The sequence below is a fragment of the Aeromicrobium sp. genome, from assembly GCF_047607065.1.
GTDB lineage: Bacteria > Actinomycetota > Actinomycetes > Propionibacteriales > Nocardioidaceae > Aeromicrobium.
Genome location: NZ_JASGDU010000038.1, coordinates 26,284 through 41,611, shown reverse-complemented (window position 1 = coordinate 41,611; position 15,328 = coordinate 26,284). Strand labels below are relative to the sequence as shown.

The window sequence follows — 15,328 nt, the reverse complement described above, 5'->3', positions numbered from 1 at the left end:
GCGTGGCTGCGTGACCTCAGAGACCAGGGTGTCCAGGTTAGCGTCCATCGCAGGTGCCCCCTTCAGGGGTTCGGCGTTCGGGTAAGCAACGCTGAGTCTGGACACCCTGGTCTCTGAGGTCACGCAGCCACGCCGAAGACCTTATCTCCCCGCATCAATCATCTAGCCGTGCCCGGTCCCTGAGGTGCGAGCGCAGCACAGCCGGGTCCTGAGGTGCCGCGAGGAACGAGCGGCCTCGAAGGGCGAAGGGACCTGCCATCGCAGGCTTCGAGGCTCCGGCCGCAAGCGGCCTACGCACCTCGGCCAGCGCCTATCCGCGCAGCCTTAGCGGAGCAGCCTGCGCATCGCCTAAAATCGCCCAATGTTGAAGATCCCTACGCCCGCTCCGTTGCCCGACGTGCCCGTGCCGAAGCCGGAGACGGTGGTGCTGGTCGTGCGGGTCACGTGGGTGGCCGGTAAGGCGGTCGTGACGCATGCGGACCTCTCGCAGGCGCGTCGCCTTCCGTACGTGCTGACCCATCTCGACGATGCGGTCGTGGTGGCCGATGCCCTGGCCAATCCGGTCGAGACCACGGTGCGCATGCCGATCACGGTGACCAGACTCGGCGTCCGCGGGGCGGTGGCCGCGCCCGGTGCTGCCTTGCGCCTCGGTGTATGGGGGGCGGGCACCTCGGGCCGGTTCGTTCGCCGGGTCGCCCCTGTCGTCTCCCGGCGCTGAACCCGTCCTGCGGTCGCGCGGTAGGTGGCGCTCGCTCTACGATGGGTCCAGACATGACTGAACCCGCCACGCACACCTTCACCGTGCCCGCGAGCATCGACGCCGTTGCGGTCTTCGGCCCGGGCGACGAGTTCCTGCGGCTCATCGAACGCGACTTCCCCGGTGCCGACATCCACGTCCGCGGCGACCGCGTCAGCGTCACCGCCGAACCGGGCGAGGCCGCCCTCGTGGAACGCCTGCTCGACGAACTCGTGACCATCGTCCGCACCGGTCAGGGGCTGACCCGCGAGGTCGTCGAACGCGGCATCGGCATGCTGCGTGCCGAGACGCAGGAGCGGCCTGCGGAGGTGCTGAGTCTCAACATCCTGTCCAATCGCGGGCGCACGATCCGTCCGAAGACTCTCAACCAGAAGCGCTACGTCGACGCCATCGACGCGCACACCGTCGTCTTCGGCATCGGCCCGGCCGGCACCGGAAAGACCTACCTCGCTATGGCCAAGGCCGTCCAGGCGCTGCAGGCCAAGGAGGTCTCCCGCATCATCTTGACCCGGCCGGCGGTCGAGGCCGGCGAACGACTCGGTTATCTGCCGGGCACGCTCAGCGAGAAGATCGACCCGTATCTGCGCCCCCTGTACGACGCGCTGCACGACATGATCGATCCCGAATCGATCCCCAAGCTCCTGACCGCCGGCGTCATCGAGGTCGCCCCCCTGGCCTATATGCGCGGCCGAACGCTCAACGACGCCTTCATCATCCTCGACGAGGCGCAGAACACGACCGCCGAGCAGATGAAGATGTTCCTGACCCGCCTCGGCTTCGGGTCCAAGATCGTCGTCACCGGCGACGTCACCCAGGTCGACCTGCCGACCGGCCAGCGCAGCGGCCTGCGCATCGTGCAGGACGTCCTCGGCGACGTCGACGACATCCACTTCTCGCGGCTCACCTCCCACGACGTCGTGCGTCACCGGCTCGTCGGAAAGATCGTCGCGGCCTACGACACCTTCGAGTCCAGTGAATCCACCGCGCCACGAGAGGGACAGCGTGAACGTCGACATTCTCGATGAATCGGGCACCGGAGCCGACGTCGTCGCGCTGACCCTCCTGAGCCGTTTCGTCATGCGGCGCATGCGCCTGCACCCGGCGACCGAACTGACCGTGCGGCTCGTCGAACCGGGCACCATCGCCACGCTGAACCAGCAGTGGATGGGCAAGAGCGGGCCGACCGACGTGCTCTCTTTCCCGATGGACGAGCTGACGCCGGGCCGTGACGACGAGGACGCGCCCGAGGGTTATCTCGGCGACATCGCGCTGTGCCCCCAGGTCGCCGCGCAGCAGGCACCGGCCGCCGGGCACACGACCTCCGACGAGATCGAACTGCTCCTCGTCCACGGCATCCTCCATCTGCTCGGCTACGACCACGCCGAACCCGAGGAACACGCCGAGATGTTCGGCCTCCAGGGGCGGCTGCTGCTGGAGTGGCAGCGCGCCGGCCTCGGTATCGACCCCGAGAACCCGTGATGTTCGATCCGGTCAGCTGGACCCCTGTCGTCGTGGCCGTCGCTTTGGCGTTCGCGGCCGGCGTGCTCACTAGCGTCGAGACGGCCATGTTGTCGTTCTCGCGGGCGCGAGCCGTCGAACTGAACGAGGGGGGCCGGGCCGGAGCCGCGCGTCTGGTGCGCATCCTCGACGATCCGGCTCCCTACCTCAACAGCCTCACTCTGCTGCGGGTGCTCGCCGAAACCGCAGCCATCGTGCTGGCGGCGCTGTTCGTGGCCGGCGAGGTCAACGGCCTGTGGCAGCAGTTCCTGGTGGCGACGCTCGTCATGGGCGTCGTCAGCTTCGTCTTCATCGGCGTCGGCCCGCGCACGCTCGGCCGTCAACGTGCCGAGGCCATCGCGGTGTGGGCGGCGCTGCCGACCACCGCGCTGGAGTGGGTTCTCGGCCCGATCCCGAAACTGCTCATCGTCGTCGGCAACGCCCTGACCCCCGGACGCGGTTTCAGCGAGGGGCCGTTCGCCTCGGAGGTGGAGGTGCGCGAGATGGTCGACATCGCGGCGGCGGCATCGCTCATCGAGACCGACGAGTCCAAGATGATCCAGTCGGTTTTCGAGCTGGGCGACACGCTCGTGCGCGAGGTCATGGTTCCGCGTACGGACGTCGTCTCCATCGAGCAGACCAAGACGCTGCGCCAGGCGATGTCGCTGTGCCTGCAGAGCGGCTATTCGCGGCTGCCCGTGGTCGAAGAGAATCTCGACGAGGTGGTCGGCATGGCCTATCTCAAGGACCTCACCAAACGGGTCTTCGACCATCACACCGCCGAGCAGGTCGAGCACGTCGACACGATCATGCGCCCGTGCCTGTTCGTGCCCGACACCAAGCCCGCCGACGACCTGATGAAGCAGATGCAGGCCACCCGCACGCATGTCGCCATCGTCGTCGACGAGTTCGGCGGCACTGCGGGCCTGGTGACTATCGAGGACATCTTGGAGGAGATCGTCGGCGAGATCACCGACGAGTACGACTCCGAGCCGGACGAGGCGGTGCGGCTCGCCGACGGTTCGTGGCGGGTCAGCGTGCGCCTCGACCTCGATGACCTGGCCGAGCTGACCGGGGTCGATGTCGATGACGACGAAGTGGACACGGTAGGCGGATTGCTCGCCAAACACCTCGGCGAGGTGCCGCTGCCGGGGTCGGCGGCCGAGGCACCCGGGCTGCGTCTGGTGGCCGAGGGGGCGTCCGGCCGGCGTAACAAGGTCGGCCATGTGCGGGTGACGCGGCTCACCGGGGCCGCCGGGTCGGTAGCCTCGAACGCATGACGGATGAACTCACGGCGGAGGACGCCAAACTCGTGACGCTGGCACGGGCGACACGGGCGCGTACGGGCGCGGCGCAGGGGGCCGCCGTGCGCGACCTCGACGGACGGACCTACACGGCGGCGACCGTGCGGCTGGCGTCCTTGGGGCTGGAAGCTCTCGACCTGGCGGTGGCGATGGCGGTGTCGTCGGGGGCGACGGGCCTGGAGGCCGGTGCGGTCGTCGGCCCGCAGGAGCGGCTCGTCGGCGTCGATGCGGTGCGCGACCTGGCTGGTGAGGGCGTCACGGTCTTCCTGGCCGATCCCGAGGGCGCGGTGCACACCGTCAAGCGCACCTGACATGGCGGCCTCCTTCCGCTCCGGCTTCGCCTGTTTCGTCGGGCGTCCGAACGCCGGCAAGTCGACGCTGACCAACGCGCTGGTCGGCGACAAGATCGCGATCACCTCCTCCAAGCCGCAGACCACGCGCCATGCGATCCGGGGCCTGGTGCATACCGACGGCGCTCAACTCGTGCTGGTCGACACGCCGGGCCTGCACCGTCCGCGCACGGTCCTGGGCGAACGGCTCAACGACCTGGTGCGCACGACGTGGGCCGATGTCGACACCGTGGCGATGTGTTTCCCGTCGGACCAACGGGTCGGGCCGGGCGACAAGTACCTGGTCAAGGAGTTGGCGGGGCTGCGCCGCAAGCCGGTCCTCGCTGTCGCGACGAAGACCGACCTGGTCTCGCCGGCGCGGCTGGCCGAGCATCTGCTGGCGATCCAGGCGGCCGGCGAGGAGGCGGGCATCCGCTGGCGCGAGATCGTTCCGGTCAGCGCCGCCCAGGGCGCCCAGGTCGGCCTGCTGCGCGATCTGCTCATCGACACGCTGCCCGAGGGCGCGCCGCTGTATCCGGACGGCCAGCTGACCGATGAGCCGGCCGAGACGCTCGTGGCCGAGGTGGTCCGCGAGGCGGCGCTGGAGGGTGTGCGCGACGAGCTGCCGCATTCGCTCGCGGTCGTCGTGGACGAGATCGTGCCGCGTGAGGACCGCTCCGCGCACAAGCCGCTGACCGATGTTCGGGTTCACGTGTTCGTCGAGCGCGACAGCCAGAAGGGCATCATCATCGGCCACAAGGGTGCCCGCCTGCGGGAGATCGGTGCGGCTTCTCGTCGCCAGATCGAGAAGATCCTCGGCACCCCGGTCTACCTCGACCTGCACGTCAAGGTCGCGAAGGACTGGCAGCGCGACCCCAAGCAACTCCGCCGCCTCGGCTTCTGAGGCTGTGGACCGGCGCGTTTCATTTATAGGTCGGGGTCGCTCGTTGAGGCTCGCAGCGAGGAACGAGCGGAGCCTCGAAATGGGCCTCCGAACCCACCCTTACAGAGCGACCAAGTGGCCGACACCATTGACTGCTACCGCGCGGGCGAAACGCTTGGTCGGTCGCCTGTCTGTGCGTGGCGTGGATAGGTGGGGTAGTGGAAGAAGCACCCGCGCAAAGATGTCGAAGCGCTGTTGGGTGAGTTTCATGAAGCGGGCTGGCGCATCGATGACCCGCCCACGTACTACCGCGTCAGGTGTCCGTGTGGCGACCACATGCGATGGATTCATCTGACTCCATCTGGGAAGAACTACGTCCGGAACGCGCTACATTGGCTATACCGCCAACCGTGCTGTCCAACGAAGGAGGAACGATGAGCGCGCAGATCGAACTACGAGCCGAGTTCGCCTTCGATCCCGCCGGAGGACGCTCCGAAGTCGAGGAGTTGACCGACCGGTTGATGCTGGAACTGCAGAACCTCGCGGACAGTGGTGGGGGAATCGATGACCCGGCGTTGTCGGTAGATCTGGCAACGTGCCGCTTGACCGTCGAGTTGGTAGCGCAGGCCCGTAACTTCGATGATGCCGTGGCGCTCGCCGATGCATCTGTTCGGGCCGCTGTGCACGCCGCTGGCTGGAACACCCCGGAGTGGGTACTGCAAGCGCGACGCAAGTCGGCTGGTCTGCTGGAATCTGCCTGACGCGAATGAACACGCGGACGCCCCAAGAGCATGGCGTTCAACTGAGAGATTCCGCAGATAGGTCCGCTGGCCGAGGTGCGAGCGAGGAACGAGCGGAGCCTCGAAGCCACCTGCGGGTGGGTCCCTTCGAGGCTCGTCGCAAGCTCCTCGCACCTCAGGGACCGGCTGCGGTGGGGGTCGTTTCGAGGCTCGCACGCTCGCACCTCAGGGACCGAGGGGTGGCGGTCAGGGGATGAGGGTGGCGGCAAGGGTCGCGCCGAGGTCGTAGGCGCGGGAGGTCTCGGTGTCGGTGACGTCGCCGAGGACGGTCAGGTGATCGGCCGCGCGCTGCCAGGGGAGCGCCTGCACGATGGACTCCACCGAGCGCACCGCGCCGGTCGTGTCGTAGCGACCGTGGACCCACAAGCCCCACGGCTTCTTCGGCCCGGTGAAGGATGACGAGCCGCCGCTGCCGTCGTCGGTGAGCGCGCCACCGGCCTGCAGGAAGATCGTGTCGAAGAAGTGCTTCAGCGCGCCGCTCATGTAGCCGAAGTTGGCAGGAGTCCCGAGCAGGTAGCCGTCCGCAGCCAGCACGTCGCCGGCATCGGCCTCCAGCGCCTCGCGCACGACCACCTCCACGCCTTCGATCTCCTCGTCATGCGCGCCGGCCACGACCGCCTCGGCCAGGTGCCGCACCGCAGGCGTCGGCGCATGCTGGACGATCAGCAGCCGGCTCATCGGCCCAGCCTCTCGCGTCCGTGCGGCGTCAGCCAGGCCGCCGGATCCGGTCCGCGCGGCACGATCCGCGTGGGATTGATGTCGGTGTGCACGACGTAGTAATGCCGCTTGATTTGGTCGAAGTCGACCGACTCCCCGAAGCCCGGCGTCTGGAACAGGTCGCGCGCATAGCCCCACAGGTTCGGCATCTCGGTCAGCTTGTTGCGGTTGCACTTGAAGTGCCCGTGGTAGACCGCATCGAAGCGAACCAAGGTCGTCCACAGCCGTACGTCGGCCTCGGTGATCGTCTCGCCCATGAGGTAGCGCCGCTCGCTCAGGCGCTCCTCGAGCCAGTCCATCGCCGCCCAGAGCCGTTCGTAGGCCGCGTCGTACGCCTCCTGAGACCCGGCGAACCCGCAGCGGTAGACGCCGTTGTTGACCTCGGTGAACACCCGCCGCATGACCGACTCCATCTCCTCGCGGACGTCGTCGGGCCACAGGTCGGGCGCGCCGTCGCGGTGGAAGTCGCGCCACTCGAAGAAGAAGTCGTGGGTGATCCACGGGAAGTCGTTGGTGACCACCTGCCTCGTCGGCACATCGACGATCGCCGGGACGGTGATGCCCTTCGGGTAGTCCGGGAACCGCGCGACGTAGGCCTCCTGTAGCCGCTCGTAGCCGAGCACCGGATCGACGCCGCCGGGATCGAGGTCGAAGGTCCAGCTGCGCCGGTCGTGGACCGGCCCGCACAGGCCCAGGCCGATCACGTCGTCCAGGCCCAGCAGTGAGCGCACGATGATCGCCCGGTTGGCCCACGGGCACGCGCGCGCCGCCACCAGCCGGTAGCGGCCCGGTTCGACCGGCCAATGCGGCGAATCGCGGGTGATCCGGTCACCGATGTAGTCCATGTCGCGGTCGAACTCCGCGCCCGCCTTGACATAGGCTCCCGCAGTGTCATGGGGGTCGGCGGCGGCACTGCTGTGGTCATTCATGGTGCTACGCTAGCGGCGACATGCGCACGGTGAACCTCCTTCTTCGCTGCCGCGTCGAGGTCTGATCTGGTCGGACACCTCGCCGCGGAGTCTCGCTGTGGCCGACCGCCCGAGACCGCACCCAAGCAGAGGAAATCCGCCATGAAGAACAACGTCGTCTCCGCGCAGACCGCATCGCCCATGCCGTTTCGCCGCTACCGCGCCTTCGCGCCCATCGACCTGCCCGACCGCACCTGGCCGAGCAAGGTCATCACCAAGGCCCCGCGCTGGCTGTCGACCGACCTGCGGGACGGCAACCAGGCGCTCATCGATCCCATGACCCCGGTGCGCAAGCGCCGCATGTTCGACCTGCTGGTCCGCATGGGCTACCAGGAGATCGAGATCGGCTTCCCGGCCGCCTCGGAGACCGAGTTCGAGTTCATCCGCTCGCTGATCGAGGGCGATCTGATCCCCGACACCGTGACGATCTCGGTGCTGACGCAGGCCCGCGAGGACCTGATCGAGCGCACCACGCAGTCGCTGTCTGGTGCCAAGCGCGCCAACATCCACCTGTACAACGCCGTCGCGCCGCTGTTTCGCCGGGTTGTGTTCAACGCTTCGACCGACGAGGTGCGGGCCATCGCTACGCGGGGTACCGAGATGGTGATGAAGTACGCCGAGCAGAACATGGCCGACACCGAATTCGGCTACCAGTACAGCCCGGAGATCTTCACCGGTGCCGAGCTGGATTTCTCCCTGGAGGTCTGCGAAGCGGTTATGGACGTCTGGCAGCCCGAGGACGGCCGCGAGATCATCCTCAACCTGCCCGCGACCGTCGAGATGGCCACGCCGAATGTCTACGCCGACCAGATCGAGTGGTTCGGCCGTCACATCAGTCGCCGCGAGCACGTCGCGATCAGCCTGCACCCGCACAACGACCGGGGCACCGCCGTGGCCGCGACGGAGCTGGGCGTCATGGCCGGGGCTGATCGTGTCGAGGGCTGCCTGTTCGGCCACGGCGAGCGCACCGGCAACGTCGACCTGGTGACGCTGGGCATGAACCTGTTCAGCCAGGGCATCGACCCGCAGATCGACTTCTCCGACATCGACGAGGTCCGTCGCACGGTCGAGTACTGCACGAACCTGCCGGTCCATCCGCGCCACCCGTACGCGGGCGACCTGGTGTACACGGCGTTCTCCGGTTCCCACCAGGACGCGATCAAGAAGGGCCTGGAAGACTTGGAGCGTCAGGCCGCCGAGCAGGGTGTCCCGGTCGGCGAGATCGCCTGGGAGGCCCCGTACCTGCCCATCGATCCGCATGACGTCGGGCGCACGTACGAGGCGGTCATCCGGGTCAACAGCCAGTCCGGCAAGGGCGGCGTGGCCTACATCCTCAAGGCCGAACACCAGCTGGACCTGCCGCGCCGGCTGCAGATCGAGTTCAGCCGGGTCGTGCAGCAGATGTCCGAGGGCGAGGCCGGCGAGATCGAGGCCGACGCGATCTGGGACGCCTTCCGCACCGAGTACCTGGAGCGCGAGACCCCGTATGTGCTGAATGCCTTCAGTTCCACGACATCGGCCGACGGACACGACCAGCAGGTCGTCGAGCTGGTCGTACGCGGCGAGACGCGGTCCTTCAAGGGCGAGGGCAACGGCCCGGTCGACGCCTTCGTCGACGGGATGCGCCAGGCGGGTGCCGAGATTCGCGTGCTCGACTACACCGAGCACGCGCTGTCGGCCGGGGGCGACGCTCTCGCGGCGGCCTATGTCGAGTGCGAGATCGCCGGTGAGATCGTCTGGGGCGTCGGCATCGATCCGAACATCGTGCGGGCTTCGCTCAAGGCGGTCGTCTCGGCCGCCAACCGCGCCGAAGCGGTGACGATCCCGAAGTAGGCGCAGCAGGTCATTGAGGTGCGCGTTTGGGTCCCTTCGCCCTTCGAGGCTCGTCGCAAGCTCGCACCTCAGGGACCGGCGGTTTCCGGTGGCTGAGGTGCGAGGCCGCCTGCGGCCGAGCCTCGAAGCCACCTACCCGGTGCGTAGCGGAGGTCCCTTCGAGGTGTGCTGCGCTCGCACCTCAGGGACCGGCCACGGCACACGACGCGATGGAGATCAGCAAGTCCTCAGCGGGTGGTGATCGTCACGGTGTCGGCGGCGGCGCTGGGGTCCTCGACCCAGCCGTCGGGGGAGTCCTCGACGCTCCACCGGCGCCCGTCGAAGTGGACACCGGTGATGCCGAGCCGTGAGGCGTTGGCCACCGCATACTGCGCGAGCGCCCACCCGCGGATCGCGGTGTCCTCCGGTGGCCCGGTGAAGACGGTGACGACATCGTCGCCCTGGACGACCCCGCCGAGGCTGCCGAAGGCGGCGTTGACGTCATCGAGAACCGCAGTGGCGCTGCCGCCCACCCCCTCGTTGAGTTGACAGGTGAAGGCCGCCGGACTGTAGCCTCGCAGCGAGGACGCCAGCGTCCGCGCTGCCGGCTCGTGCTGGGCGTAAGCCTCGGGATAGGCCGACCGCTGGACCGCCTGCGCGGCGACGGTGATCTCGGCGTTCTCGTAGTCGGGCACCTTGACCAGGGCGTCGTAGAAGGCCCCGATCGAATAGGCCGGATCGGTCAACTGCTCGACCGTGCCCCACCCCTGCGACGGCCGCTGCTGGAACAGGCCGACGGAATCGAGGTGGCCGTAGTCGAGATTGTGGATCTTCGACTCCTGGTACGCCGTGGCGATGGCGATGGTCGTCGCCCGCGCGGGCAGGCCGCGGTTCTGGGCGACGGCCGCCATGAGCGAAGCCCAGCGGGCCTGTTCGAGATCGACCTGAGTGCGGGTGCCGTCGACCTCGGCAACGCAGTATTCAGGGCGAAGGGGGGTGCGGTCGAGGATCGTGGTCGCCACCACGAGCACCGCGACGACGAACAGCCCGGCGAGGAGCCAGCGAAACTTCACGAGCGATGGCGACCGATCATCAGTTGGCGTGCAGGTCGGCGTTCAACTCGATGCCGGCCCGCTCCCCGCGCGCGCGGGCCTCAAGGGTGCCGGTCTCGCTGTTGAGCAGGAACAGCCAGCCGTTCTGGCCCGACAGCTCGGCGGCCTTGACCACCGATCCGTCCGGCAGGGTGACCTTCGAGCCGGCGGTCACGTAGCAGCCGGCCGCCACCACGCAGTCGTCGCCCAGGCTGATGCCGACACCGGAGTTCGCGCCGAGCAGGCTGTTCTGACCGATGCTGATGACCTCCTTGCCGCCGCCGGACAGGGTTCCCATGATCGAGGCACCGCCACCGATGTCGCTGCCGTTCCCGACCACGACCCCGGCCGAGATGCGTCCCTCGACCATCGCCGCGCCAAGCGTGCCGGCGTTGAAGTTGACGAAACCCTCGTGCATGACGGTCGTCCCCTCGCCCAGATGCGCGCCGAGACGGACCCGGTCGGCGTCGGCGATGCGCACGCCCGAGGGGACGACGTAATCGGTCATCCGAGGGAACTTATCGACACTGGTCACGCTCAGGTGCAGGCCCTGGGCGCGGGCGCGGGCGCGGGCGGCGGTGAGATCGCCGATGGCCACCGGCCCCAGCGACGTCCAGGCGACATTGGCCAGGAGACCGAACACGCCGTCGAGGCTCTGGCCGTGCGGGCGGACGAGGCGGTGCGACAGCAGGTGCAGGCGCAGGTAGGCGTCGTAGGCGTTCGCGGGGGCCTGGGCCAGATCGTCGATCACGGTGCGCACGACAATGGTGCGCACGCTGCGGATCGGGTCCTCGCGCTCTGCGGCGGTCAGGGCCTCCGGCTCGTGATCGTGATCGCCGGGGGCACCCAGGCGGGGTTCGGGGTACCAGACGTCGAGGACCGTTCCGTCCTCGGTGAGGGTGGCGAGGCCGAAGGCGTGGGCACCAGGATGCTCGGTCGTCATGGACTCCAACCTACCGAGTGGGGCGGGCCGGGTCAGACGGCACCGGCGAAGCCGTGCTGACGCCAGGCCTCGTAGACGGCGATGGAGGCGCAGTTGGCCAGGTTCATCGAGCGGCGCGCGGGCAGCATCGGCAGGCGCAGGCGGTCGGTGACCCGCTGGTGCCCGGTGACCTCTTCGGGTAGCCCGGTCGGCTCGGAGCCGAACATGAGCACGTCGCCCGGCTCGTAGGCGACGTCGGTGTAGGCGCGGGTGGCCCCGGTGGTGAACGCGAACAACCGCGCCTCGCCGAAGGCGTCGAGGGCCTGATCGAAGCTCTCGTGGACCGTGACGACGGCCAGGTCGTGATAGTCCAGGCCGGCCCGGCGCAGCTTGCTGTCCTCGAAGTCGAACAGCGGGTTGACGACGTGCAGGTGCGCCCCGGTCGCAGCGGCCAGCCGGATCGCGTTACCGGTATTGCCCGCGATGCGCGGCTCGACGAAGCAGATGGCGAACACGGCCGCAGCCTACGCGCCGCCGCGCCTACACTCGGGGTCATGGCAGCTCCCGCGCGCGTTTTCATCAGCCATGTCTTCACCTCCGCCCCGGAGGTCGTGTTCGACAAGCTGAGCGATCACGACAACCTCGGCCCGGTGCTCGGTGCCACCATCACTCGCCTGCGCGACGGTGACACCGAGCGCAACGGCGTCGGCTCGGCCCGCACGGTCAAGGTCGGCCCGCTGCCGGGCTTCGTCGAGACCACGACGACGGCCGAGCGCCCCTCGCTGATCGAGTACCGGATCACCGAAGGTTCGCCGTTGCGCGGCCACTGGGGCCGTCAGGAACTCACCGCGACGCCCGACGGCGGCACCCGGCTGGACTACAGCATCGGCTTCAACGCCGTCGTGCCCGGCCTGGCACCGCTCGTCGCGGCCGCCTTGCAGCGGGTCATCGGCAAGGGCATCGGCACACTCTGTCCCTGACCCGGCGGCCTCGGAACGTTCGCGCCAGTAGGTCCGCTGGCTGAGGTACGAGCGAGCCTCGAAGTCTGCCGTAGTTGAGTCCCTTCGAGGCTCGGCCGCAGGCGGCCTCGCACCTCAGGGACCGCCCTTCGAGGCGGCTCGTTCCTCGCGGCACCTCAGGGACCGGGCTTCGCCCACCAGCGGCGTCAGCTCATGCAGGCTGCGGCCAGGGACTCCATAGCCGAAGCGTCGAGCAGCGCGCTGCCGTCGAGGCCTTGCGCCAGCGCCTCGTCGACCAGGCAGTTGGCCGTCTCTTCCGGCAAGCCGCTGTCGACCATGCCGGCGATGACCTGCTCTCGCACGCTGGGATCGGTGAGGTCCACCTCGCCGACGAGGTTCGCGAGGTCCTCGTCGGACGCATCATCGACGCAGGCCATAGCGGCGGCGTCGATGGAGGACTCCCGGTCGCTCTCGTCGAGCTGACCGAAGTCCGAGAGGCTATCGGTGCCGCCCTTGATGTCTTCGACGATGCAGTCGGTGACCTTCTTGCCGAGGTCGCGGTCGGCGATCTCCTCGCGTAGATCGTCCTCGGTATAGCCGGGGCCGCAGGCTGACAGGGCCGCCGCAGCGAGCAGGCCGATCAAGGTCATCGAGAGGGACTTCATGCGATCTCCTAGGTTGAGAGGCACTGAACGTGCCGCCGTGCCGAAGGCGGGACTTGAACCCGCACACCCGAGGGCACAGGAACCTAAATCCTGCGTGTCTGCCAATTCCACCACTTCGGCGTGAACACCGGCAGTTTAGAACGTGTGCAGATAGGTCCGCTGGCTGAGGTGCGCCCTTCGAGGTTCGCCGCAAGCTCCTCGCACCTCAGGACTCGCGAGGAACGAGCGTCTCCCGCAAGCGGGAGGTGCCCCCACCTCGAAGCCTACGATGGTGGGTCATTTCGAGGCTCCGCTCGTTCCTCGCTTCGCACCTCAACGACCAGGTTGCACCTATCGGCGCATCCTCTGAGGAGATGCCGTTCGACTCCGTCGATCAGGCGGGCAGGGCGAGGTCGCGGCGGAGTTTGGCGACGTGGCCCGTGGCCTTGACGTTGTAGGCGGCGTGGCTGATCGTCCCGTCGGGGTCAACGACGAAGGTCGAACGGATGACTCCCTGGACGACCTTGCCGTAGAGCGTTTTCTCCCCGAATGCGCCCCACGCGGTCAGGACCTCCTTGTCGGCGTCCGACAGCAAGGTGATGCCGAGGCCGTCGCGCTCGCGGAACATCGCCAGCTTCTCCGGTGAATCGGGCGAGATGCCGAGCACCGTGTAGCCCTCGACGGTGAACCGCTCGATGGAGTCGCTGAAGTCGCAGGCCTGCTTCGTGCAGCCCGGTGTCATTGCTGCGGGGTAGAAGTAGACGATGACCGAACCGCCGCGTAGGTCCGACAAGGTCACGGTCTCGCCGGTGTCGGTGGGCAGGGTGAAGTCCGGTGCCGTGTCGCCGGGCTGCAATCGAATGCTCATGGGTCCTATCCTTGCCCAGACGACAACATCCAGCCCCAGGCAGGGGTGGACAGGAGCGAGACGTGGCGCGTGAGACTGACGACCTGGTGTCCGAGATCGACGAGGTGCGCGAGCATCTGGCGTCGACTATCGACACCCTCATTGACCGGACCCACCCGAAGTCGATCCTGCGTCGCGGGCTGGCCTCGGTGAAGGCGCGATTCGTCGACGAGACCGGCTCGCCCCGGTTCGAGACCATCGTCCCGCTCGTGGCGGTGGCCGCAGGCACGGTGGCCGCAGCCGTCGTCGTGCGCCGTCTGACCCGCTGATGGGGGCCAGACTCCCCATCCGGATGCTGCACGACCGGCTGCTGGTGAGCCTGGACGGAGAGACCGGTGACCGGCGTTCCTCCGGCGGCATCCTCATCCCGGCCACCGCCTCCGTGGGCAAGCGCCTGGCCTGGGCGCGGGTCGAGGCGGCCGGTGCCCAGGTGCGCTCGGTCGAGGTCGGCGACCGGGTCCTGTTCGATCCCGAGGACCGTGCCGAGGTCGAGGTGCGCGGCGAAGACCTCATCCTGCTGCGCGAGCGCGACCTGCACGCCGTCGCGTCGGAGCGCATCGAGGAAGGCCAGACCGGGCTGTACCTGTGAGCACCAGGCCTCCGCGTTGGCACCAGTTCCCGGTGCCCCAGGACTCGCTGGCCGACCGGCTGCGGACGCTACGCCGCCGCTGGCGGCTGATCGTGCGGCTCAGCATCTCGACCTCGGTGGCCTTCGGCGTGGCGACGACCCTGCTGGGACACCAGCAGGCCTTCTTCGCGCCGATTGCCGCAGTGATCGTCATCATCGCTGGAGCAGGCCAGCGCTCGCGGACGACTCTCGAACTCGTCGTCGGCGTGGCCGTCGGCGTACTCGTGGGTGAGTTGCTGATCTTGTCCATCGGCCGGGGCACCTGGCAGATCGCCCTCGTCGTGGCGCTGACCGTCGCCATTTCGACCCTGGTCGGCATCAAGGGACTCGCCCTGACGCAGGCGGCGAACTCCGCAGTGCTGCTGGCAGCCGTCCTCCCGGTAGCGGGAGGCGGCAACCCGGCGCTGACGCGCTTCCTCGACGCGCTCGTGGGCGGGGCGTGCGGGCTGGCGATGGTCCTGCTGCTGCCGCGCAATCCCGTGCGGGACATCAACCAGCCGGTGCAGCGGCTGCTCGACCAGCTCGCCGATCTGCTGGAGCGCACCGCCCAGGCGATGCGCACTGGCGATGCGGCCCTGGCCGACATCGTGCTCGGCCAGGCGCGCGCCGCGCAGCCGCTCGTCGACGCGGTCTCGGCGACGGCGCTCAACGTCGAGGAGATCGCCCGGATGTCGCCGATGCGATGGGGTCAACGAGCCGAACTGCAGCGGTTCGTCGGGTCGGTACACGACCTCGACAATGCGCTGCGCGACGCACGGGTGCTCGCCCGGCGGGTCTCGGCCATGCTCCGGCACGGTGAGAGCGCTCCGGTGCTGATGGCCACTGCGGTCGAGCAACTGGCGCGGGCGGTGCGGATCTACGCCGACGACCTGGCCAGCCGTGACGACTTCGTCGAGGCGCGTGAGGCTGTCATCGAGGCTGCCCGCACCGCCATCACCTGCCTGTCGGGCGCGATGACGATCAACGCCGCCGCCATCGGTGCCCAGGTGCGCTCGCTGGCCGCCGACCTGCTCGCCGCCAGCGGCGTCACCCGCGATGAGATGGGCGACCTCCTCGACTTCGGGTGAGTGCGCCTCAGGAGTCGGGAGGGTGACCGGCGCACACCCAAGG

Annotated in this window: 19 protein-coding genes and 1 tRNA gene; 12 read left to right on the top strand and 8 right to left on the bottom strand. The window is 68.5% G+C overall.

The annotated features are described in order from the left end of the window. Nucleotides 1-361 precede the first annotated feature (361 nt). From QM597_RS05595 to QM597_RS05565, 7 genes are all read left to right on the top strand, one after another. The gene (locus QM597_RS05595; RefSeq protein ID WP_415003883.1) at nucleotides 362-718 is read left to right on the top strand and encodes a hypothetical protein; all 357 of its coding nucleotides are present in this window, start codon (nucleotides 362-364) and stop codon (nucleotides 716-718) included. A gap of 53 nt (nucleotides 719-771) precedes the next feature. Further along, nucleotides 772-1,782, top strand: a complete 1,011-nt coding sequence (locus tag QM597_RS05590) for a PhoH family protein (protein WP_415003882.1) — start codon at nucleotides 772-774, stop codon at nucleotides 1,780-1,782. Further along, complete coding sequence (gene ybeY / locus QM597_RS05585; RefSeq protein ID WP_415003881.1) at nucleotides 1,760-2,236, top strand: rRNA maturation RNase YbeY; 477 nt, start codon at nucleotides 1,760-1,762, stop codon at nucleotides 2,234-2,236. The genes QM597_RS05590 and ybeY overlap by 23 nt, the downstream gene beginning before the upstream one ends. Continuing rightward, nucleotides 2,236-3,534, top strand: coding sequence for a hemolysin family protein (locus QM597_RS05580; RefSeq protein WP_415003880.1), 1,299 nt, complete (start codon nucleotides 2,236-2,238; stop codon nucleotides 3,532-3,534). Before ybeY ends, QM597_RS05580 begins: the two co-directional genes overlap by 1 nt. Then, the gene (locus tag QM597_RS05575; RefSeq protein ID WP_415003879.1) at nucleotides 3,531-3,869 is read left to right on the top strand and encodes a cytidine deaminase; all 339 of its coding nucleotides are present in this window, start codon (nucleotides 3,531-3,533) and stop codon (nucleotides 3,867-3,869) included. Before QM597_RS05580 ends, QM597_RS05575 begins: the two co-directional genes overlap by 4 nt. 1 nt (nucleotide 3,870) lies before the next feature. Then, nucleotides 3,871-4,791, top strand: a complete 921-nt coding sequence (gene era, locus QM597_RS05570; protein WP_415003878.1) for a GTPase Era — start codon at nucleotides 3,871-3,873, stop codon at nucleotides 4,789-4,791. Nucleotides 4,792-5,204: 413 nt separating this feature from the next. Beyond that, the gene (locus QM597_RS05565) at nucleotides 5,205-5,531 is read left to right on the top strand and encodes a hypothetical protein (protein WP_415003877.1); all 327 of its coding nucleotides are present in this window, start codon (nucleotides 5,205-5,207) and stop codon (nucleotides 5,529-5,531) included. A gap of 225 nt (nucleotides 5,532-5,756) precedes the next feature. Here the strand turns inward: QM597_RS05565 and QM597_RS05560 are convergent, their stop codons facing one another. Beyond that, a complete protein-coding gene (locus tag QM597_RS05560) occupies nucleotides 5,757-6,248 on the bottom strand; it encodes a flavodoxin family protein (protein ID WP_415003876.1) in 492 nt (163 codons plus the stop codon). Continuing rightward, nucleotides 6,245-7,216 (bottom strand): glutathione S-transferase family protein, encoded by a 972-nt coding sequence (locus tag QM597_RS05555; protein WP_415003875.1) that lies wholly within the window; start codon nucleotides 7,214-7,216, stop codon nucleotides 6,245-6,247. Before QM597_RS05555 ends, QM597_RS05560 begins: the two co-directional genes overlap by 4 nt. Nucleotides 7,217-7,357: 141 nt before the next feature. On the opposite strand from QM597_RS05555, the gene leuA reads away from it, so the two are divergent. Continuing rightward, entirely contained in the window at nucleotides 7,358-9,088 is a 1,731-nt protein-coding gene (leuA, locus tag QM597_RS05550; RefSeq protein ID WP_415003874.1) for a 2-isopropylmalate synthase, read from the top strand. Nucleotides 9,089-9,315: 227 nt separating this feature from the next. Here leuA and QM597_RS05545 read toward each other — a convergent pair whose 3' ends face one another. From QM597_RS05545 to QM597_RS05535, 3 genes are read right to left on the bottom strand one after another with little or no spacing between them, the layout of a single operon-like run. Beyond that, nucleotides 9,316-10,140, bottom strand: a complete 825-nt coding sequence (locus QM597_RS05545) for a hypothetical protein (RefSeq protein ID WP_415003873.1) — start codon at nucleotides 10,138-10,140, stop codon at nucleotides 9,316-9,318. A 19-nt stretch (nucleotides 10,141-10,159) separates the two neighbouring features. After that, nucleotides 10,160-11,101, bottom strand: coding sequence for a 2,3,4,5-tetrahydropyridine-2,6-dicarboxylate N-succinyltransferase (gene dapD / locus QM597_RS05540; RefSeq protein ID WP_415003872.1), 942 nt, complete (start codon nucleotides 11,099-11,101; stop codon nucleotides 10,160-10,162). A gap of 32 nt (nucleotides 11,102-11,133) precedes the next feature. Beyond that, entirely contained in the window at nucleotides 11,134-11,595 is a 462-nt protein-coding gene (locus tag QM597_RS05535; protein ID WP_415003871.1) for a tRNA (cytidine(34)-2'-O)-methyltransferase, read from the bottom strand. 39 nt (nucleotides 11,596-11,634) lie between these two features. On the opposite strand from QM597_RS05535, the gene QM597_RS05530 reads away from it, so the two are divergent. Beyond that, the gene (locus QM597_RS05530; protein WP_415003870.1) at nucleotides 11,635-12,060 is read left to right on the top strand and encodes an SRPBCC family protein; all 426 of its coding nucleotides are present in this window, start codon (nucleotides 11,635-11,637) and stop codon (nucleotides 12,058-12,060) included. 185 nt (nucleotides 12,061-12,245) lie between these two features. Here QM597_RS05530 and QM597_RS05525 read toward each other — a convergent pair whose 3' ends face one another. From QM597_RS05525 to bcp, 3 genes are all read right to left on the bottom strand, one after another. Then, nucleotides 12,246-12,704: a hypothetical protein gene (locus QM597_RS05525; protein ID WP_415003869.1), complete on the bottom strand. Its 459-nt coding sequence runs from the start codon at nucleotides 12,702-12,704 to the stop codon at nucleotides 12,246-12,248. A 38-nt stretch (nucleotides 12,705-12,742) separates the two neighbouring features. Next, a tRNA-Leu gene (locus QM597_RS05520) sits at nucleotides 12,743-12,824 on the bottom strand. A gap of 253 nt (nucleotides 12,825-13,077) precedes the next feature. Continuing rightward, nucleotides 13,078-13,551, bottom strand: coding sequence for a thioredoxin-dependent thiol peroxidase (gene bcp, locus QM597_RS05515; RefSeq protein WP_415003868.1), 474 nt, complete (start codon nucleotides 13,549-13,551; stop codon nucleotides 13,078-13,080). Between the two features lie 62 nt (nucleotides 13,552-13,613). Here bcp and QM597_RS05510 point away from each other — a divergent pair, with 62 nt between their 5' ends. Genes QM597_RS05510 through QM597_RS05500 form a run of 3 tightly spaced genes read left to right on the top strand, consistent with a single transcriptional unit; the run spans nucleotide 13,614 to nucleotide 15,285 of the window. Further along, the gene (locus QM597_RS05510; protein WP_415003867.1) at nucleotides 13,614-13,859 is read left to right on the top strand and encodes a DUF3618 domain-containing protein; all 246 of its coding nucleotides are present in this window, start codon (nucleotides 13,614-13,616) and stop codon (nucleotides 13,857-13,859) included. After that, nucleotides 13,859-14,179, top strand: coding sequence for a GroES family chaperonin (locus tag QM597_RS05505; RefSeq protein WP_415003866.1), 321 nt, complete (start codon nucleotides 13,859-13,861; stop codon nucleotides 14,177-14,179). The genes QM597_RS05510 and QM597_RS05505 overlap by 1 nt, the downstream gene beginning before the upstream one ends. Then, nucleotides 14,176-15,285 carry an FUSC family protein gene (locus QM597_RS05500; RefSeq protein WP_415003865.1) on the top strand — a complete coding sequence of 370 codons (1,110 nt, stop codon included), beginning with the start codon at nucleotides 14,176-14,178 and terminating at the stop codon, nucleotides 15,283-15,285. The genes QM597_RS05505 and QM597_RS05500 overlap by 4 nt, the downstream gene beginning before the upstream one ends. The last annotated feature ends 43 nt before the right edge of the window (nucleotides 15,286-15,328 follow it).